Genomic DNA, 19,143 nt, shown 5'->3' with positions numbered 1-19,143 from the left:
CATTCCATTAGTTTATGTCCGTAGAGCGAAGCCTGTCATAAATTGCAGCCACGCATACACCCCTGTTTTAACTGTGGCAGCCACATGATTATCTTTTGCGGGATCCAGGCAGACAAAATCGATATGCTTCACATTCGGCAGTTTGCCGATTTCCAGCAAAGCTTCAAACAGTTCTTCCGCTTTCATGCCGCCGGGCGTTGAAGCAGGAACACCCGGCGCCGCGCTGATGTCCAAGACATCGAGGTCGATGGTGGCATAAATCCGGTCAACGTGCGAAAGCTTCCGGGCAGCTTCCGCGATGGCTGCCGCCATACCGCTCTTCCGTGCTTCCCGCATCGTCACCATATGGATGCTGTGTGCATCCGCATAGTCGACGAGCGGCTTGGCATTGAAATAGCCGTGCAGCCCGATGTTTACTATGTTCCGGCCTTCCACCGTTTCTCCGTCAATCAATTGTCGGATCGGTGTGCCGTTCGCCGGCCCGAGCTCAGCCGGATCCCGGACATCGAGGTGGGTATCAAGCTGCAGGATGCCAATGGTCTCTTCCGGGAAAGCAGCTTTGATGCCCCGGACGGCGCAAGCGGTCGTTGAATGGTCTCCGCCGATCATGCACGTGGTCTCGCCTGCAAGCTCCCTGGCTGCCGATTCGATGCGCCGGTGCGATTCCAGGATATCCGTAGTATGCATGGAGACGTTTCCGGCATCCCGCACGGAAATTCTGCTGAGGTCCACCCGCTCGTCCAGGTTGTACACCGTAAAACCTTTCCACATCTTGCGGAACGCATCCGGGTATTCGGATGCGGCAGAAGCGGAAATCGACGAGCGCGACAATGGAGCGCCAAACAACACAACATCCGCTTGCCCTTCCTGCTTCACCCATTGATGGACATGGGTCGCTTCACCTTCCGGCTGCCAGATCCATTCAGGTTTTTTCAAATAGCTCATCCAACCACCCGCTCCCCGTTTTTCCAGACAGACTCAACATGGTTCACGCCGAACAGATACTGCAATTCTTGATAGCTATGCACGCCCCACAGCACAACGTCCGCCCCTTTGCCTGTTTCAAGTGAACCAACCCGATCCTGGCGGTTGATCGCGCACGCCGCGTTATAGGTCGCAGCGGCGAGTGCTTCTGCCGGGGTCAGGCGCATGGAAATGCAAGCCAGGTTCATGACAAGCGGCATCGAGACGGTCGGTGAAGATCCCGGATTGCAGTCAGTCGATACGGCAACCGCGACGCCCCTGTCAATCATCTTCCGCCCTTCGGCCGCTTCTTCCCGCAAATACAGCGCGGTCGCCGGCAGCAGGCAGGCGATCGTGCCCGCAGCCGCCATCGCTTCGATTCCCTCATCCGAGGCTTTCAATAAATGCTCTGCCGAAATGGCGCCCACTTTTGCGGCAAGTTCCGCTCCGCCGTAGGAGACGATCTCGTCCGCATGGATTTTTGGCGTCAGCCCATAGCGCTTGCCGGCTTCGAGAATGCGCTCCGACTGTTCAGGTGTAAAGACATTCCGTTCGCAGAAAACATCATTGAATTCCGCAAGTCCAGCCGCTTTCGGCAACATTTTTTCTATTAGATGATCCACGTATTCATCTTCCCGGCCTTTATACTCGGCCGGCACCGCATGCGCGCCCATGAATGTCGGCACCAGGTCAATCGGATGTTCCGCATTCAACCGCTTCATGACTTCAAGCTGTTTCATTTCCGTTTCCAGGTCCATGCCGTATCCGCTTTTCCCTTCCACTGTCGTGACGCCGTGCACCAAGAAAGCATCCAGCCGCTTCCGGCTCTGGTCGTATAATTCTTCCTCCGAGGCTTCCCGGGTCATGCGCATCGTGGCATGGATTCCGCCGCCGGCATTCATGATTTCCATATAGGAAACGCCTTGCAGCCGCTTCTCGAACTCCCCTTCGCGGCTGCCTCCGTATACCACGTGGGTATGCGGATCCACTAGCCCGGGCGTGACCAAGCGTCCTGCTGCATCGACCACTTCCGCTTCACCGGAACGCCCTCCATAGGTGAGTGCCAGGTCATCGGTCGTCCCGACAGCCTGGATGATGCCGTCTTCCAGCCAAAGGCTGCCGTCTTCAATGATGCCAAGTTCGCTCATGGCGGCACCCGACCGCGGGCCCGCCTGGCCTTTCAATGTCGCGAGCAATGCATGTTTGATCCATACCGGCTTAGCCATGGTGTCCGCCATCCCCTTTCATCATCGGGATGCGGATTCCTTTTTCGCGTGCCGTCTTTTCAGCAAGTTCATATCCGGCATCCACGTGGCGGGCGACGCCCATCCCCGGATCGGTCGTCAGCACGCGCTCCAGCCGCGCTTCCGCATCCTTCGTCCCGTCCGCAACTATGACCATACCAGAGTGTATCGAGTACCCCATTCCGACGCCGCCCCCGTGATGCAAGGAAATCCATGTGGCGCCGCCGACAGCATTCACCAGCGCATTCAGAATCGGCCAGTCCGCTACGACGTCCGAGCCGTCTTTCATCGATTCGGTCTCCCGGTTCGGAGATGCGACAGAGCCTGAGTCGAGATGATCCCGCCCGATGACGATCGGCGCGCTCAGCTCGCCGCTTGCCACCATGTCATTGATGATCTTCCCGAAACGCGCGCGCTCTCCGTAACCGAGCCAGCAGATCCGCGAAGGCAGCCCTTGGAACTGGATTTTCTCCTGCGCCATTTTGATCCAATTGCAAAGATGCGTGTTGGCACTGAATTCCCGCAGGATCACTTCATCGGTCTTGCGGATATCTTCCGGGTCGCCGGATAGCGCCACCCAGCGGAATGGCCCTTTTCCTTCACAAAACTGCGGACGGATATAGGCAGGCACGAACCCCGGAAAATCAAAAGCATTTTCCACGCCTTCATCTTTTGCCACTTGGCGGATATTATTGCCATAATCGAACGTCACAGCGCCCCGGTCCATCATTTCGAGCATGGCGCGGACATGCTTCGCCATCGATGCTTTGGAACGCTTCACGTATTCTTTTGGGTCCGACTCCCGCAGCGCGGCTGCCTCATTCAACGCCATGCCGGACGGGATATAGCCGTTCAACGGATCGTGCGCCGACGTCTGATCCGTCAGCACATCCGGTGTGAACCCGCGTTCAAGCATCTCAGGGAGTATGTCCGAGGCATTGCCGAGCAAGCCGATCGACAGCGCTTTGCCCTCGGCTTTTGCTTCCTCCGCCAAGCGGATCGCTTCATCGAGCGAATCCGTCTTCACGTCGGTGTAGCGCGTCGCGATGCGCCGGTCGACCCGGGTTTCGTCCACTTCGATGCCGATGCAGACGCCGCCCGCCATCGTCACCGCAAGCGGCTGCGCCCCGCCCATGCCGCCGAGGCCGGCAGTCAATGTGATTGTGCCTTTCAGCGATTCGCCGAAATGCTGTTTCGCGAGTTCCGCAAATGTTTCGTATGTTCCTTGGACGATGCCTTGCGAACCGATATAAATCCAGCTGCCCGCCGTCATCTGCCCGTACATCATCAAGCCTTTCTTATCGAGTTCATGGAACGTCTCCCAATTGGCATAAGCCGGCACGATGTTGGAGTTGGCAATCAGGACCCGCGGAGCATTTTCATGGGTTTTGAAAATCGCCACCGGTTTTCCGGACTGCACCATGAGCGTTTCATCGTTTTCCAGCTCCTTCAATGATTTGACGATGGCATCAAAACTTTCCCAGTTCCGCGCCGCCTTGCCGATGCCGCCGTAGACGACCAGGTCTTCCGGGCGCTCCGCCACTTCATGGTCGAGGTTGTTCATCAGCATGCGGAGCGCCGCTTCCTGCTGCCAGCCTTTTGTATTCAATTCAGTTCCGCGGTAGCGGACAACTTTTTCTTGTGAAAGGGTTTTCATTTTTCTTCTCCTCCTTTTTCTTAATTTCAGTTTATAGAAACTATTCAATCTATATTTTTATAATTTCGAACATTTCTTATAATTTATTTCATTATTTATTCTTTATTTTTGCATAATGTTGTTTTATTGCTTTAAAATAATAAAAAAAGAGCTTCTTTTGCAAGAAACTCTCAACGGACATAATGGGTATGCTGTTTTCGGAAAAGCGACGGCGTGGCCGACTCGAACTTTTTATAGACGGCGCTGAAGTAAGAGGCGTTTGAGAAACCCGATAGGCGGGCGACTTCCTCAAGCGACAGGCGCGTTTCCTGCAGCAATTTCTTCGCTTCCTGCAGCCGCCGCTCCGTCAATGCGGCACTGAATTTCTTGCCGGTCTTCTGCTGGAACTTCCGGCTCAATGTACTCTTGCCCATATGCAGTGTTTCCGCACACGCTGCCAAACTCCAGGACGGGTCCCAGTAATGCGCCTCGATCAATTCCAGCGCTTTTTCCACCCCTGGCCCCTTGCCCGGCTCTTCCTTTTCCGCCATTGCCAATTCAGCGATAAAGCCGGCGGTTTCATCGACAATGCCGTAGACGACCGGCCCTCTGACGATGACTTCGAACACTTCGTGATAGCGCTTCTCCCAGCGGGCGTCTTTCAATCCGACCGCTTTCATGTAACGCCTGGCCTGGGCCAGCACACTTGTCAGCCGGATCCGGACCATCTCAGGATCCGGATACGGGCGCTCGTAATGGAGAAATTCCTCTTCCATCCACTTCCGCATCGCCTGGGCGTCCCGGGTTTCGAGCATCTCTATCCAAATCCGCTGCTCCAGCGGCGTCAGGAACGGATCGAGTTCCGTCCACCGGAGCATCCCGTGCTCCAGAACGATGATGTCATAGCCTTCGTAGAAAATCAGCGAAGTCATCTGCCGCGTCGTCTGGTAATAGGCTTTTACCGGCTCGTCCTGGTTTGCATTGACGAAAATCGACAAGGGTTCTTCGCTCTGCCCGTTCCATGCAGCATAGAACTTCCGGCACTCCTCTATGCATGCCTCCTCATCTTCCGACCGGTAGACGATCAGCACAAAATCGGAAAAATTGAAGACTTCCACCGGCTCATTGAACGGATACCCCCGCAGCACTTCGGAAAGCGCAGGGTAAACTTCCTTGTCCGCCGCCACCAGTGCCGCCATCGTGATGCCGCCAAGCGGCTCGGCGCGGTTGAAAAAATCCTCATAGGCGAGTGCATGGCGGATATTCAATCCGGCTTCCGCCGGTGAATTGCGCAGCCGGAACCGGATCTGCTGGACCAGTTTGATAAACACCATCGGATCAAACGGCCGGAACAGCAGGTCTTCCGCTTTCCCCTGCAGGGCACGGTATGCCGTCAAGAAAGTGCGGTCGGAGGAAAGCCCGATCCAGGTCTGGTTGGACGCTGAGAGCCACCGTTCCAGTTCAGGGGTCCACAACTCCATATCGACGATCAGGCAGTCTGCCGCTCTTTCTTTTTCCGTAAAGGCGACCTGCACCCCGTTCAAATGCGATTCAATGACCCATTGGAGCCCCTGGGCCTCGAGGGCGTTCCGGGACAGAATGGCAATCTCCACGCTTTCACCTGCTTTCCTAAGTTATTCCACCCGCCCGAAATGGCGGAGCGGCGAGATGCGGTACTTCACTTCGCCAAGCACCGCATCCCGCTGGATAAAGCCGATGGTCCGGGAGTCCACACTGTTCAGCCGGTTGTCGCCGAGGACAAAATAATAGCCGGTGGGAACCGTGAATTCCCCGAACTCGGTTGTCAGCTGCGGATAGCCTTGTTCTTTTGCCCACTCCCGGTTTTCCTTCAGATAAGGTTCTTCCATTTTCCTGCCGTTCAAATACAGCTGATCTTCTTCCATCTTCAGCCGGTCTCCGGGAATCCCGATCACCCGCTTGATGAAATTCTTGCCTTCCGGCGCCTTAAAAACAATGAGGTCGAAATTTTCGATCGGACTGATTTTCACCAGCAGCACTTTATCGTCCTCCTCGAACGTCGGCATCATGGACCGGCCATGCACCGACACCGGTTCGAACAGGAACTGGCGGAAAACCAGGATGATCAACGCAGTCAGCAGGATGATCTTCATCCAGGCAACCAGCTCTCTTATGGCTTGTTCGTTCATGCCCTTCCCCCTGTTTCAATAGTGTATTTTCATCTTACTACAGCCCTCCGGCAGTTGCACATTCGGTTTTGCTATTCGCATTCCGGATTGATACAATTGTGTAAATATTAAAAATAGGAGGACAATACCATGAAAACCTTATCTACGAATAAAGTCATCTACAGCTTTTCGTCCATGAATGAGCCGGTCATGCGCGCCAAACCGGGCGATACGGTGGCTATCGACACCTATGACTGCTTCCAGAACCAGATCCAATCCGAAGAGCAGGAAGTATCGGCGATCGACTGGAATGAAATCAACCCGGCCACCGGCCCAATCTTCATCGAAGGGGCGGAAATCGGCGATCTTCTTAAAGTGACGATCGACGATCTTGAAATCGGCAGCCAAGGCGTCATGGTGACCGGCCCCGGGCTCGGAGTCATGGGCCACCGCATGGAAGCGATGGAATCGAAGATCGTTCCGATCAAAGACGGGAAAGCTGTATTCAATGAACAATTGGAATTGCCGCTGAATACGATGATCGGCGTCATCGGCGTCGCCCCGGAAGGCGCTCCAGTATCCTGCGGGACGCCTGGGGCGCACGGCGGCAATATGGACACGAAGCTTATCACCAAAGGCGCGACACTCTACTTCCCCGTGTTCGCTGAAGGCGCGCTGTTCGCACTGGGCGATTTTCATGCGGCCATGGGCGACGGCGAAGTGAGCGTCTCCGGCATCGAAGTGCCCGGGCGCGCCACCGTGACGTTCGATGTCATCAAAGGAACGCATTCCAAATACCCGATCCTCCAGAACGAAGACGGGTTTGCGCTGCTTGTTTCCGCAATGACGCTCGATGAAGCGATCAAAATTGCGGTGGAAGAAACAATCGACCTACTGCTGCCGCATACCGATATGAGTGTCAGCGAAATGACGATGCTGATGAGCGCAGCCGGCGAAGCACAGATCAGCCAAGTGGTCGATCCGCTTGTGACTGCCCGCTTCTTCGTGCCGCAGCACATACTGGATTCATTGGGGATTAAATTGTTTGCATAAAGGGGCCAGATTATGTTCAAAGGAGAAAAAATCCGTTTGACCGCAATGCGGGCAGAAGATTTGCCCATCTACAGGACGTGGAACAGCGAAGCCGCTTTCGGGCGCAACTACAATTCCAGCCCGATCCGTGAAGTTTCCGAAAAACAGGCAACGGAATGGTTCCAGGAAAGTTCGGACAAGGATTACCGCTTCGCCATCCGCCCGGTTGACAACGAAAACTTCATGGGCGTCTGTGCCATCGAAGACATCGAATGGCCCCACCGGATTGGCTGGCTCTCCATTGCGCTCGGGGAGGATTATCAAGGCAGCGGATGCGGGACGGAGGCGATGCGCTTGCTGATGCATTACGCCTGGAACGAACTCAATCTTCACCGCCTCCAACTGACAGTCTTCGGGTACAACGCGCCCGCAATGGCCATGTACGAAAAGCTGGGCTTCCAAAAAGAAGGCGTGTTCCGCGAATTTCTGCAGCGCGACGGCAAGCGCCATGACATGTATTTATACGGCAAATTGGCGTCTGAATCATCGGACTTTTGAGCGCAGCGCCATTTTATGTTACACTCAATGAAAAACTGTAGGTGATTAGAATGGTTGGAAGAAATGACCCTTGCCCATGCGGCAGCGGAAAAAAATACAAGAAATGCCACGGAAAACAGCAGACGGTTTCCATCAATGACTTGGTGAACGAAGAATTGTTCAAAGTTCGCCAGCAATTCTTCTCGGAAAACCCGAATCAGGAACAACTGCCAGCTTTCCGCGAACTTCAGCAGGAATGGCAGCCGCGCTTGATGCAATCCATGGCGGAAAACGACGCACAGGCTTTTGTGATTGAGAACTTCCTATTCATGCAAAAGCCTGAACTTTGGGAAGCTTTCCTGACAAAACAAGTGGAGATCGCCCAGCGCCCGTCCACTAAAGAAGTGCTTGAAAACTGGAAAGACGCCAAAGTGTTCCTTGGGCAATACGTTGAAGGAAACGAAGCGTCTGCGCAGTTCAAGGATGCCTTTACCGGTGAAACCATCCAGATGACGGACCAGCCGCCGACGGATATGCAGGACGGCCAAGGCCTCCTGGCGATCCTTCTGCCGGATTCCCGCATCGGAAAAGACGGCGCGTTGTTCCTGAACGGCTACTTGACAGTCGTCGGCGACTTCGACCCGCTTTTCGAAGCAGTGAAAGCGAAGATGGCCGAAGCGAACACGGCTGATGGCGCCGCTTACCTGCGTGACAATTACTTGGCAGTCGTGGAAATGATCGTGAAGTATTCGACGGGTACAGTCGACGAAAGCATTGAGCTTTCGCCTGAACACGAATCTGTAATGGCGGAACTCGCCAAGCATGTCGACAAAGCTGATTTTGATGCGGAAACTGTTGATAACGTGACCAGCATCCTGAACAGCTACCTGGTAAGCCAGCAGCCGTCGGTCCAAAAACCGGAAGCGCTCGTTGCCGGCTACTGGAGATTCCTTCAGGATCACGAATTGATCAAAGGGCCGATGCTCGCTCCAAAAGATCTGAGCGAAAAATTCGGCGTTTCCTCAAGCACGATCCTAAAACGTTCAAAAGAATTCGGTTCTTATTTCGAAGAGCTTTTGGCGAAAAATTAATCTATCAAAAAGGGCAGCTTCCGGCTGCCTTTTTTATTTCCGCCTTTCAGCCGGTTTGCCGGAAATGATTGAACTATCGAACGGAAACTGCCGCATTTTCGTTTGCTGCCGATTTCGCCGGGAAAGTAAGGAATAAAGGAATTAGAAAAACTGCTGGGTTCCCTTTTTCCGTGGATAACTTCCTTTATGCACAAAATATGGGGGATATCCTCCTTTACCGGGGGATAACAGGCAGGTTTTCCGGAAATCCGGACGCAAATCGGGCTTATCCACATGTTGATAAGTGCGGCGGCTGGATGCTTTTCTATTGAAAGGGGAGGTAGTATGTTCTCGATCACGCTAGACAGCTTTATCCGTATCATTTCTGTGGGCATACTTGCTTACATTGGGTTAGTGGTTTTTTTGCGCGCGTCCGGAAAACGGACGCTGACCAAATTGAACGCTTTTGACTTGGTGGTCACGGTGGCGCTCGGTTCTACGCTCGCTACCATTCTTCTCAGCAAGGATGTCAGCCTGCTGGAAGGATTGACAGCATTCGCTTTGCTGATTTTGATGCAGTTTGCCATCACTTTCATGGCCGTCCGCTGGAACGGCTTCAGCAAATTCATCAAATCCGAACCGCAATTGCTTTATCTGGATGGTTCATTTCTTGAAGGGGCGATGAAAAAGGAGCGGATCAACAAAGCCGAAATATTGCAGGCCGTCCGCAACCAAGGGACCGGCGACATGGAGGGCGTAAAAGCCGTCGTTCTCGAAACCGACGGAAGCTTATCCATTATCAGCGGACAAACGGGCGATGCGTTGGCAAATGTAAAATCGGATAGGAAAATATAAAAAAGTTCCGGAATGTCCCGGAACTTTTTTGCTTTATCTCGGCGTTTTCACACGCATTTTCCGGTGTTCCCGGCGTGCAGGCGCCGTTTCGTGGAAAAGCTTTTCCCCTTCTGACTCCGGAATGACTTTCGGCACTGCCACCGGCTTGCCGTCTTCCCCCATCGCCACCATGGTCAGGAATGACTCGGTCGTCAGCCGTTCTTCGCCGGTCTGGAGATTCTGCGATTTGACGCGGACATAGACTTCCATCGATGTGCGCCCGGTCGATGTGACATTCGCTTCCAATTCAAGCACATCGCCAACATGGGCTGACGACAGAAAATCGACCGAATCGATCGACGCTGTCACGACCTGGCAGCGCGAGTGCTTCATCGCAGAAATTCCGGCGATCTCATCGATATAGGCAAGCACTTTCCCGCCGAAAATCGAATCCATGTGATTGGTATCAGGCGGCAATACGAGTTTAGTCTGGATGGTGCGGGATTCTTTCATAGGCCTTGCTTCCATTTTCAACACTCCATTTCTTCTGGAACTTATACTGTCTATTCTCCTCTATGATATATTAAAAATAAGGAGGAATCGTTATGACAGAATTATTGAGAATCTTGAACACACCTGAATTCCAATCCAAAGAAACATTAAAAGAACAATTAGCTGCCCTTGGCATTCAGGCAGGAGACGCACTTGTCGTCCATTCCTCGCTGAAATCGATGGGATGGATCGCTGGCGGCCCTCAGGCTGTCGTAGAAGCGTTAATGGAGACCCTGACCGCTGATGGGACATTGGTCATGCCCGCACAGTCTACGGACAACTCAGACCCTTCTAATTGGATGAACCCGCCCATCCCTGAAAACTGGCATCAGCCGCTCCGCGAAGGATTGCCGGCTTTTGACCCTCACCTGACGCCGATGCGCGGCATGGGGAAGATCCCGGAAACCTTCCATCGCCACCCGGGAACAATCCGCAGCCCGCACCCTTCCCATTCGTTCATCGCTTGGGGCAAGCAGGCGGCGGAATGGATGAGCGAACAGCCGATTGAAAATTCCTTCGGCCCCGGCTCGCCTCTCGGAAAAATGATGGACAGCGAAGTCAAGATCCTGCTGATCGGGACCGGTTTTGATTCGTGTACGGCGCTGCATTACGCAGAGTTCGTCCAGGAAAACCGGACAACGTCTCCACAAGGCGCGGCAGTCATGAAAGACGGCAAGCGGCAGTGGGTGGAATTCGCCTGCGTGGATATGGATTCCGAACGCTTTCCAGAGCTGGCCAAAGCATATCCGGGCGATATCCAAACCGGCATGCTCGGGCAGGCGGAAGTGAAACTTGTAAGGATGCGTCCGTTGGTCGAATTCGGCATTGAGTGGCTGAAAGCCAATCCGGCTCCAATAGAAGAGGGACAATAATAAAGCCTGCCCGCGAATTTCGCTGGCAGGCTTTACGCTGCAATGACTTCATCCAAAAGATTTTCAAGCCGTTCGTTATTCGTGTTGAAAGAATCCACAAACGCATTGATGATTTCAGCCGGAGCGGCGATCTTTTCCCACTCCAGCCGGTATCCTGCATTCAATGCCAACTGCCGGGCGAATTCCCGTACAGTGCGTCCGTTCCCTTCACGGAACGGATGAAGGGCATTCAATTCTGCCAGGTAATGGGCCAGACGGGAGATCAGCTTCTCCCGCGGCAGCCCTTTCAAGTAATTTTCCTCTGCCAGCCCGGCAAAGATTTTGCGCATTTCTACATCGATGAATTTCGGATGGGCGAAAGAAGAAGAACCTTTTGAAATCATTTCTTTCCGCAGTTCACCGGCGAATGGGTAGACATCCTGCAAAATATACCGATGGATTTCCAGGAAAGCCTCCATATCAAGCGGGTCTTTCGGCGGGCGGATCCGCAATTCCGACAGACGGAACAGCGTATAGACCTTCTCCAGTTCTTTCAGCTTCTCTTCGTCCTTCAAATCAAAAAGATTGATGAGGATATCCGTGTCAGGGTAGCAATACATCGATGTATGCTGGTATTTAGACATCGAACTTCGTTTTAATGGCCCGGTGGAATTGAGCTTCCGTCCGTTCACCAGTCAAGACCGACCGAACAAAATTCTCATCCTCATTGGTTACATCAAACCCTTCCGTAACTAGAGAGTGGGATGCATAAGAAATCGCGTGGTTGGCTTGTTCATGGGAAACACGGTTAACTAATTTCGTCAAGATCATGACCACCTTTCATTCCTTTATTGTAGCATTTCCGGGCCCTAAAATCCATTCTGAACCCTGATTCTGAAAGGGTTTTCAGCCGCTCGAGGCGATTTTTCGGCATAACAAAACCGGGTGCCTGAAGCACCCGGTTTTGTTATGCCTGCTGTTGCAATTCTTTCGTCTCCTCTGCCGTAAACGGCCGGGAACGGGTCAAAAACCGCTTGCCTTCGACGCCTTCGAGCGAAAACATGCCGCCCCGCCCTTCCACTACGTCAATGATCAGCTGCGTATGGCTCCAATAGTCGAATTGATTCTTGTGCATATAGAATTCACTGCCGCCGATGACGCCGAGCAGCACATCCTGGTCGCCTAAAAACAAATCGCCGACCGGATAGCACATGGGGGAGCTGCCGTCGCAGCAGCCTCCGGACTGATGGAACATGACCGGCCCGTGCTTGCTTTTCAGGAGCTCGATCAATTGGAGCGCTTCGTCTGTCGCAATTACACGTTCGACCATAGTCTATCCCTTCTTTCTAATCAAAAGAACCCTTGCTTGTCTTCGCTGTAGCTGACGAGCATGTTTTTCGTGTTCTGGTAATGGCTGAGCATCATTTTGTGGTTTTCACGGCCGAAACCGGACATTTTGTAGCCGCCGAATGCTGCGTGCGCAGGATACTGGTGGTAGCAGTTTGTCCAGACGCGTCCTGCTTGGATGCCGCGGCCGAAACGGTAAGCCGTATGCGTATCGCGTGTCCAGATGCCCGCTCCAAGACCGTATAGCGTATCATTCGCAAGTTCCATTGCTTCTTCTTTCGTCTTGAAAGTGGTCACGGAAACGACCGGACCGAAGATTTCTTCCTGGAAAATGCGCATTTTATTGTTTCCTTTGAAGACGGTCGGTTTGATATAGAAGCCTTCAGCCAGGTCGCCTTCCAATGTATTTCGGTCGCCGCCTGCAAGAACTTCAGCGCCTTCCTGCTTGCCGATATCCAAGTAGGACATGATCTTCTCCATCTGTTCCTTGGAAGCTTGAGCCCCCATCATCGTTTCCGGATCCAGCGGATTTCCGATTTTGATCGCTTCAACGCGTTTCAAGGCGCGGGCCATGAACTCTTCGTAAATGTCTTCCTGGATCAATACGCGGGATGGGCACGTACATACTTCGCCTTGGTTCAGCGCAAACATGACAAACCCTTCGATCGCTTTATCAAGGAAAGCATCGTCTTGGTCCATGACGTCCTTGAAGAAGATGTTCGGCGATTTGCCGCCCAGCTCCAACGTCACCGGAATCAGGTTTTGCGATGCGTACTGCATGATCATCCGGCCGGTTGTCGTTTCGCCGGTGAATGCCACTTTGCTCACGCGCGGGCTCGAAGCAAGCGGTTTTCCTGCTTCCAGTCCGAAGCCATTGACGATATTCAAAACGCCTGGCGGAAGAAGGTCGCCGACCAGTTCCGCCCAAACCATGATGCTCGCTGGTGTCTGTTCAGCCGGTTTCAATACCACACAGTTTCCTGCAGCTAAGGCAGGCGCCAATTTCCAAGTTGCCATCAACAGCGGGAAGTTCCAAGGGATGATCTGCGCTACAACGCCAAGCGGCTCATGGAAATGGTAAGCAACTGTATTTTCGTCAATCTGGCTGAGCGACCCTTCCTGTGCACGGATGACTCCTGCAAAATAGCGGTAATGGTCGATCGCCAATGGAATGTCGGCATTCAGCGTTTCACGGACAGCTTTTCCGTTGTCCCATGTTTCGGCGACTGCCAGCATTTCCAGGTTCTCTTCCATCCGGTCAGCGATTTTCAAAAGGATATTCGCCCGTTCCGTTACGGAAGTTTTGCCCCATGCATCTTTTGCCGCGTGAGCCGCATCCAGTGCCGCTTCCACGTCCTCAGCTGTAGAACGCGCGACTTCCGTGAATTTCTTGCCGTTTACCGGGGAAACGTTATCAAAATACTGGCCTTTTGCCGGAGCACGCCACTCCCCATTTATATAGTTTTCATAGCGTTCCTTAAACGAGTGTTTAGCTCCTTGCGTATTCGGCATTGCGTATTCCATTACCATTCTGTTTCCTCCCTTTATTTGTATAGTTCGCTTCTTTGTATGCGCTTACAGGAAATCCGGCATTTCAGCACATGCGAAGAAACGGCTTACCTTCTATATTGTCAAAAAAGTTAGAAAATTGCAACCCCCTATTAAGAATAGCCTCCTCCGTTTTGTTTGGCGGGCGCCAAGGGTATAATAAAAGCAGAAAGAAATAAGCAATGAAGGGAAACCATTATGCGAATCAATAAATTTTTAAGCGAAACAGGCATCACTTCCCGCCGTGGGGCGGATAAATTCATCGAAGACGGGCGGGTGACCATCAACGGGCAATTAGCCGAACTCGGAAGCAAGGTGCTGCCGGGGGACCAGGTCCATGTAGACGGCAAACTGATTGAACAGCCAAAAGAGGAATATGTCTATATCGCCCTCAACAAACCGGTCGGCATCACCAGTACGACAGAACGCCATATTGCAGGCAATATCGTCGACTTCGTCAACCATCCGCTCCGGATTTTCCATGTCGGCAGGCTCGACAAGGATTCAGAAGGGCTGATTTTATTGACCAATGACGGCGACATCGTCAACGAAATTCTGCGGGCTGAAAATGAGCACGAAAAAGAATATATCGTAAAAGTCGATATGCCGGTCACGGAATCCTTTTTGAAGAAGATGTCGGAAGGCGTTGAAATACTCGATACGAAAACGCTGCCGGCAAAAGCCGAGAAAATTTCAAAGTATACGTTCCGTCTGACCATCAAACAAGGGCTTAACCGCCAGATCCGGCGCATGTGCCAAGCCCTCGGCTATGAAGTGAGAAGTTTGAAGCGCGTGCGCATCATGAACATCCACCTTGGCAGCCTTGCAGTCGGCGAATGGCGCGATCTGACCGACAGCGAACGGAACGAACTGTTCCGCGAACTTGACTATACACCGAAACGATAGGAATAGGAGATGGAGATATGCTGACGATACAGAACACCCCCAATCATGCAGGCGTAAAAATAAGCGGCGATTATTTCGATTTGGACGAACTGAACAAAGCGATCTACCATGTTATCGGCGATGAAAACAAATACCATAACTACACCGGATCGCGCACCCGCCTTTTAGGGATTGCCTACGAAATCCGGCATGCAGCCCAGGGCGACCGCAACATCGAACCGGTCTTCAACGGCATGACCGAGCATATAAAAAAGCAGCACCGCTTTATCGCGCCGGACAAAAACATCTACTTCTCGGCTGAAGTGCTATGGCCTGAGATTTTATATGCCATTGTGGCTCTGAATGATTTTGTCCGCCTCCATCGGGAGGATCTCGAATTCCCCGACTGGGATCCTGAGCTCCATCTGATCCGGCATTTCCAGGCGCTCGTGCTGGATTGCCTGCACGGCCAAGTGCCTGAAGAGCAATACCAGACCATCCTGAAAACATTCAGCCAGACCCCTACGGTCAAAGATTACGCCGTTCAATACATCGACTTCCTAAACCTGAAATTTATCGATATGGCCAAACAGCAGCGCGAAAACACGCTCCCTGCTGTCGCGGTGAAAATCGCCGTGCAGGACAACGACTACCAGGCATTCCGCCAACAAGTCCTGACAGCCGCCACCCCGGCAAAAAAAGCCATACACGAAATCCAGTTCAAAGCCGAATACCCAGAACAAATCGACTGGTGAATAGAAAAGCGGAGGCGCCCTGGTAGATTCGACGGGCATAAGACGATTTGGCGAAGCGGCGTGTTTTCAGCCGCACAGCCGAAGCGGCTTATGACCCCGAGAATCTGGGCGCCGGAGCTGGACAATAGAAAAGCGGAAACGGCCGCTTAGGTTCGACAGGCAAGAGATAGCCCAAAAATAGTTTGGGCTATCTCTTTGCGACGAAGCGCAAAGCGCTGCAGGAGCAGAGGGTTTTAACGGACTGGCGAAGCGGCGCTTTTTGCCGCACAACCAGGCTGGCTTACGACCCGAGAACCTGGCCGTTGGAGCTGGACAATAGAAAAGCGGAGGCGCCCTGGTAGATTCGACGGGCATAAGGTGGAACCGGCTTTTATTGTTAACTTCCTTAATTACTGTCCTAAAACATCAAGAAACCGCGCTGATTCAGCGCGGTTTCTTTTATCCCTGTTTGATTTGCAGAACGAGAAAGTCACTGACTTCCAAGGCTTTCAAACTATGCCGTTCGCCTGGGGTCATGTGAAGGACGTTCTGCGGCGACACTTCCACTTCTTCCCCTTCTACCGTAAAGGCTACTTTCCCCGTCTTTACAATAATTAGGACATCTGCATCCACATCATGTTCCGCGACTTCCTCGCCCAACTGAAGCTGCATGTTGACGACATTCACTTTCCCGAAGTTCAGCACTTTATTTATGTGTTTATGTTTCTCATTCAAGTAATAAGGCGTATTGATCAATTCCATCATTCACCCTCCTTTTTCTTAACTCTATTCGACAGAAAAAAGCCGGGACCTTCCTTTTCCTTTGGAAGTCCCGGTTTTAATTCTGTTATTCGCCTTTCATTTCCGCTACTTTTTCAGGATTATTGTCAATCCATTCCTGGGCGACTGCGACAGGATCTTCGCCTTCTTCAATCTTCACGATCATTTTTTCTACTTCATCGATTGTAATGTTCCAGTTGCTAAGAAATTCATAAGCTTCTGGCGCATTTTCTTTCAATTCGCTGTTTGTGATGACTTCCACTGAAGAAGTTTCAAAAAATCCTTTTTCATTCGTCAGGACTTTCAGGTCGAATTTATTGAACATCGTATGCGGTCTCCAGCCGTAGAAGACCACCGGTTTTTCCTGTTCCATCATGCGCTGTGCCTGTGCAAGCATACCGCCTTCAGATGAATTGACCTGTGTAAAGTCGAATTCGTAAGCTTCGATGATTTCATCGCTTTCGATGGAGGCGCCCGCTCCTTTTTCGATGCCATAGAATTCGTTGTTGAATTCGCCTTCGCGGCCTTTCAAGTCTTCAAGGGAATTGATGTCTTCCATATAAGCCGGAACTGTCCACCCTGTATCCGCTTCCGGATAGCTTACAGCGGTGCTTTCGATTTTGCCTTCGAATTTGTCCAAGTAGTTTTGGTGCATCGGTACCCACGCATCCATGAACACATCAAGGTCTCCGCGTGAAAGGCCCATGTAGACGCTGCCGGCATCCGCTTCGGTCTCTTTCACTTCATAGCCCATATCCTCCAGGATCAAGCCGGCAATCTTTGTCGGTGGCACTGTGCTGGTCCACGGCGTCACACCAAACGTAATGGTTTTTTGGGATTGGCCAGCCGTCCCTTCTTCCGTTTCAGCAGTTTCCGATGAACAGGCAGCTGCAAATGCAGCCAATAAAATAATGGTAAGTGTCAGTAAAACTTTTTTCATTTTTAATTTCCTCTTTTCATTTTTAGAGTTTGCGTGCAAATCCTTGGGTGATCCGGTCCATGATAATGGCAAGGACGACGATTCCTAAACCGCCTGTCAGGCCAAGGCCGACATTAACGGTCGAAATCCCTTGCAGCACCACTGAGCCGAGGCCAGGAGCGCCGATCATCGAAGCGATGACTGCCATCGACAAGGCCAGCATCATCGTTTGGTTGATGCCTGCCATGATCGATGGCGTTGCGAGCGGCAGCTGGACTTTGGAAAGCAACTGCCACTTTGTCGAGCCGAATGCCTTGGAAGCTTCCACGACATCAGCCGGAACTTGCTGGATTCCCAGCGTGGTCATCCGGACTGCCGGAGGGGTCGCGAAAACGAATGTTGCAATCACTGCCGGCACATTGCCAAGGCCGAACAGCAGGATTGCCGGAATCAGGTAAACAAAGCTTGGCAATGTCTGCATAAAATCCAGTACAGGGCGTACAAGGTTCGCCATTGTTTTGTTCGTTGCTGCAAGGATGCCAAATGGAACCCCGATCAGAACCGATATAAACGTAGAAACCATGACGATGGCCACAGTCTGCATCGCCGATTCCCATAAGCCGACCGAGCCGAGGTAGAGTCCGCCCGCCAGAGCGAAAAGCGCCACGCCTTTTCCGGCGATTTTCCAGGCAAGCAGCACCAGCAGGACAGTCAGCAATTCAGGCGGAATGGCAATCAGCAGATTCGTCATTCCATCGACAAACGTCCGAAGCCCATTGCTGATGGCTCCGAAAAATTCACCGGTAACCGGCAACAGCCAGCCATCTACAAAGTCATTTGTCCATTGTTCAAGCGGAAGGTTGAAGTAGTTCATACAGCCGCCACCTCATCTTTCCCTAGAACCAGCCCTGAAAGAATGGAAACGCGGGAAACAATCCCCAAAAGCTTCTCGTCCTTTATGACCGCGAGAGGATATTTGGCTTCCACTGCGATGCCGAAAAGGTCATTCAACGGCGTATCAGGCGAGATGCTTTGAATGTCTTTGATGAGCACCTCTCCGATCGGCGCGCTTTCTTTATAAGCCTTGATGGCATCATCAATTGTCAGCAGACCTTGGAAGTTATTGTTTTTATCAACTACGAAGATGCTTGATACGCCAGCGTCTTCCATCTTTTTCACTGCTGCCAGCGCGCCGCTCTTGTCTGCCATATGGACAATCGGCTTTTTCATGACATGCGATGCCATGAGCACTTTGGAGCGGTCCACGTCTTTAACGAAATTCGAAACATATTCATTGGCCGGATTTTCCAGGATTTCATCCGCAGTCCCGACCTGAACGATTTCCCCGTTCTTCATGATGGCGATGCGGTCGCCCAGTTTCAGCGCCTCATCCAGGTCATGGGTGATGAATAGAATCGTCTTGCCCAATTTGCTCTGCAGATTCAGCAATTCATCCTGCATCTCTTTCCGGATCAGCGGATCAAGTGCACTGAACGCTTCATCCATCAGCAGGATATCCGAATCGTTCGCCAATGCCCGGGCAAGTCCGACGCGCTGCTGCATGCCGCCGCTCAGTTCTTTAGGGTAGCTTTTTTCGTAGCCCTGCAGCCCGACATCTTCGATCGATTTCTGGGCACGCTTGCTGCGCTCTTCTTTCTTGACTCCTTGGATTTCCAGTCCGTAAGCGACATTCTCCAAAACTGTCCGGTGTGGGAACAGCCCGAACTGTTGGAACACCATGCCTAGTTTTTCCCGTCTTGCTTTAATCAGTTCATTCTTATCCATCTTGGTAATGTCTTGTCCGTCAATCAGCACTTCGCCGTCAGTCGGTTCGATCAGCCGGTTGATCAGGCGGATCAACGTCGATTTCCCGCTGCCCGACAACCCCATAATGACAAAGAATTCACCCGGTTCAACTGAAAAACTGGCTTGGTTGACTCCGACTGTCATGCCCGTCTTGGCCAATATATCTTCCTTTTGTTCTCCGTTTTTCAAACGTTTGAGCCCTTGCTGGGGATGAGCGCCAAAGATTTTCGTTAAGTTGTTCACTTCAATCTTTTTCAT

General features: G+C 52.2%; 21 protein-coding genes. 7 read left to right on the top strand and 14 right to left on the bottom strand.

The annotated features are described in order from the left end of the window. Positions 1 to 12: 12 nt before the first annotated feature. The 5 genes from ACFSDB_RS01820 to lepB form a co-directional block, all read right to left on the bottom strand. Entirely contained in the window at positions 13 to 945 is a 933-nt protein-coding gene (locus ACFSDB_RS01820) for an agmatinase family protein (RefSeq protein ID WP_204891349.1), read from the bottom strand. Then, complete coding sequence (hutI, locus tag ACFSDB_RS01815; protein WP_204891350.1) at positions 942 to 2,189, bottom strand: imidazolonepropionase; 1,248 nt, start codon at positions 2,187 to 2,189, stop codon at positions 942 to 944. The genes ACFSDB_RS01820 and hutI overlap by 4 nt, the downstream gene beginning before the upstream one ends. Next, complete coding sequence (hutU, locus tag ACFSDB_RS01810) at positions 2,182 to 3,864, bottom strand: urocanate hydratase (RefSeq protein WP_204891351.1); 1,683 nt, start codon at positions 3,862 to 3,864, stop codon at positions 2,182 to 2,184. Before hutU ends, hutI begins: the two co-directional genes overlap by 8 nt. A gap of 170 nt (positions 3,865 to 4,034) precedes the next feature. Then, positions 4,035 to 5,456, bottom strand: a complete 1,422-nt coding sequence (locus ACFSDB_RS01805; RefSeq protein ID WP_204891352.1) for a helix-turn-helix transcriptional regulator — start codon at positions 5,454 to 5,456, stop codon at positions 4,035 to 4,037. A gap of 21 nt (positions 5,457 to 5,477) precedes the next feature. Further along, a complete protein-coding gene (lepB, locus tag ACFSDB_RS01800; protein ID WP_204891353.1) occupies positions 5,478 to 6,011 on the bottom strand; it encodes a signal peptidase I in 534 nt (177 codons plus the stop codon). A 129-nt stretch (positions 6,012 to 6,140) separates the two neighbouring features. On the opposite strand from lepB, the gene ACFSDB_RS01795 reads away from it, so the two are divergent. The 4 genes from ACFSDB_RS01795 to ACFSDB_RS01780 all read left to right on the top strand — a co-directional run bounded on the left by ACFSDB_RS01795 (position 6,141) and on the right by ACFSDB_RS01780 (position 9,484). Next, positions 6,141 to 7,043 carry an acetamidase/formamidase family protein gene (locus tag ACFSDB_RS01795; protein WP_204891354.1) on the top strand — a complete coding sequence of 301 codons (903 nt, stop codon included), beginning with the start codon at positions 6,141 to 6,143 and terminating at the stop codon, positions 7,041 to 7,043. Positions 7,044 to 7,055: 12 nt separating this feature from the next. Further along, complete coding sequence (locus tag ACFSDB_RS01790) at positions 7,056 to 7,580, top strand: GNAT family N-acetyltransferase (RefSeq protein ID WP_204891355.1); 525 nt, start codon at positions 7,056 to 7,058, stop codon at positions 7,578 to 7,580. Positions 7,581 to 7,630: 50 nt separating this feature from the next. Further along, positions 7,631 to 8,650, top strand: a complete 1,020-nt coding sequence (locus ACFSDB_RS01785) for an SEC-C metal-binding domain-containing protein (protein ID WP_204891356.1) — start codon at positions 7,631 to 7,633, stop codon at positions 8,648 to 8,650. Positions 8,651 to 8,974: 324 nt separating this feature from the next. Further along, on the top strand, positions 8,975 to 9,484 hold the full coding sequence (locus ACFSDB_RS01780) for a DUF421 domain-containing protein (RefSeq protein ID WP_204891357.1): 510 nt from the start codon (positions 8,975 to 8,977) through the stop codon (positions 9,482 to 9,484). A gap of 33 nt (positions 9,485 to 9,517) precedes the next feature. On the opposite strand, the gene ACFSDB_RS01775 is transcribed toward ACFSDB_RS01780, so the two are convergent. Next, the gene (locus ACFSDB_RS01775; protein WP_204891358.1) at positions 9,518 to 9,991 is read right to left on the bottom strand and encodes an acyl-CoA thioesterase; all 474 of its coding nucleotides are present in this window, start codon (positions 9,989 to 9,991) and stop codon (positions 9,518 to 9,520) included. A gap of 77 nt (positions 9,992 to 10,068) precedes the next feature. Here ACFSDB_RS01775 and ACFSDB_RS01770 point away from each other — a divergent pair, with 77 nt between their 5' ends. Then, complete coding sequence (locus ACFSDB_RS01770; protein ID WP_204891359.1) at positions 10,069 to 10,887, top strand: AAC(3) family N-acetyltransferase; 819 nt, start codon at positions 10,069 to 10,071, stop codon at positions 10,885 to 10,887. A gap of 32 nt (positions 10,888 to 10,919) precedes the next feature. Here ACFSDB_RS01770 and ACFSDB_RS01765 read toward each other — a convergent pair whose 3' ends face one another. The 4 genes from ACFSDB_RS01765 to adh all read right to left on the bottom strand — a co-directional run bounded on the left by ACFSDB_RS01765 (position 10,920) and on the right by adh (position 13,737). Then, positions 10,920 to 11,510 (bottom strand): Fic/DOC family protein, encoded by a 591-nt coding sequence (locus tag ACFSDB_RS01765; RefSeq protein ID WP_204891360.1) that lies wholly within the window; start codon positions 11,508 to 11,510, stop codon positions 10,920 to 10,922. Further along, complete coding sequence (locus tag ACFSDB_RS01760; protein WP_377338915.1) at positions 11,503 to 11,697, bottom strand: hypothetical protein; 195 nt, start codon at positions 11,695 to 11,697, stop codon at positions 11,503 to 11,505. The genes ACFSDB_RS01765 and ACFSDB_RS01760 overlap by 8 nt, the downstream gene beginning before the upstream one ends. 136 nt (positions 11,698 to 11,833) lie before the next feature. Further along, positions 11,834 to 12,196: a DUF779 domain-containing protein gene (locus ACFSDB_RS01755; RefSeq protein WP_204891362.1), complete on the bottom strand. Its 363-nt coding sequence runs from the start codon at positions 12,194 to 12,196 to the stop codon at positions 11,834 to 11,836. A gap of 20 nt (positions 12,197 to 12,216) precedes the next feature. Further along, the gene (adh, locus tag ACFSDB_RS01750; RefSeq protein ID WP_204891693.1) at positions 12,217 to 13,737 is read right to left on the bottom strand and encodes an aldehyde dehydrogenase; all 1,521 of its coding nucleotides are present in this window, start codon (positions 13,735 to 13,737) and stop codon (positions 12,217 to 12,219) included. A gap of 222 nt (positions 13,738 to 13,959) precedes the next feature. Between adh and rluF the strand changes: the two genes are divergently transcribed. Together rluF and ACFSDB_RS01740 are read left to right on the top strand one after the other, a co-directional pair. After that, positions 13,960 to 14,667 (top strand): 23S rRNA pseudouridine(2604) synthase RluF, encoded by a 708-nt coding sequence (rluF, locus tag ACFSDB_RS01745; RefSeq protein WP_204891363.1) that lies wholly within the window; start codon positions 13,960 to 13,962, stop codon positions 14,665 to 14,667. 17 nt (positions 14,668 to 14,684) lie between these two features. Next, a complete protein-coding gene (locus ACFSDB_RS01740) occupies positions 14,685 to 15,401 on the top strand; it encodes a DUF6904 family protein (RefSeq protein WP_204891364.1) in 717 nt (238 codons plus the stop codon). Between the two features lie 438 nt (positions 15,402 to 15,839). On the opposite strand, the gene ACFSDB_RS01735 is transcribed toward ACFSDB_RS01740, so the two are convergent. From ACFSDB_RS01735 to ACFSDB_RS01720, 4 genes are all read right to left on the bottom strand, one after another. Then, positions 15,840 to 16,142: an AraC family ligand binding domain-containing protein gene (locus tag ACFSDB_RS01735; protein WP_204891365.1), complete on the bottom strand. Its 303-nt coding sequence runs from the start codon at positions 16,140 to 16,142 to the stop codon at positions 15,840 to 15,842. Positions 16,143 to 16,227: 85 nt separating this feature from the next. After that, positions 16,228 to 17,100: a glycine betaine ABC transporter substrate-binding protein gene (locus ACFSDB_RS01730; RefSeq protein ID WP_204891366.1), complete on the bottom strand. Its 873-nt coding sequence runs from the start codon at positions 17,098 to 17,100 to the stop codon at positions 16,228 to 16,230. A gap of 22 nt (positions 17,101 to 17,122) precedes the next feature. Continuing rightward, complete coding sequence (locus ACFSDB_RS01725) at positions 17,123 to 17,953, bottom strand: ABC transporter permease (protein ID WP_204891367.1); 831 nt, start codon at positions 17,951 to 17,953, stop codon at positions 17,123 to 17,125. Next, positions 17,950 to 19,143, bottom strand: coding sequence for a quaternary amine ABC transporter ATP-binding protein (locus ACFSDB_RS01720; protein ID WP_204891368.1), 1,194 nt, complete (start codon positions 19,141 to 19,143; stop codon positions 17,950 to 17,952). Before ACFSDB_RS01720 ends, ACFSDB_RS01725 begins: the two co-directional genes overlap by 4 nt.

Origin of the sequence: Planococcus chinensis, from assembly GCF_042681545.1 — a bacterium.
In the GTDB taxonomy this organism is placed as follows: domain Bacteria; phylum Bacillota; class Bacilli; order Bacillales_A; family Planococcaceae; genus Planococcus; species Planococcus chinensis.
The sequence above is the reverse complement of the archived record's forward strand: the minus strand, read 5'-3'. Positions and strand labels throughout refer to the sequence as shown.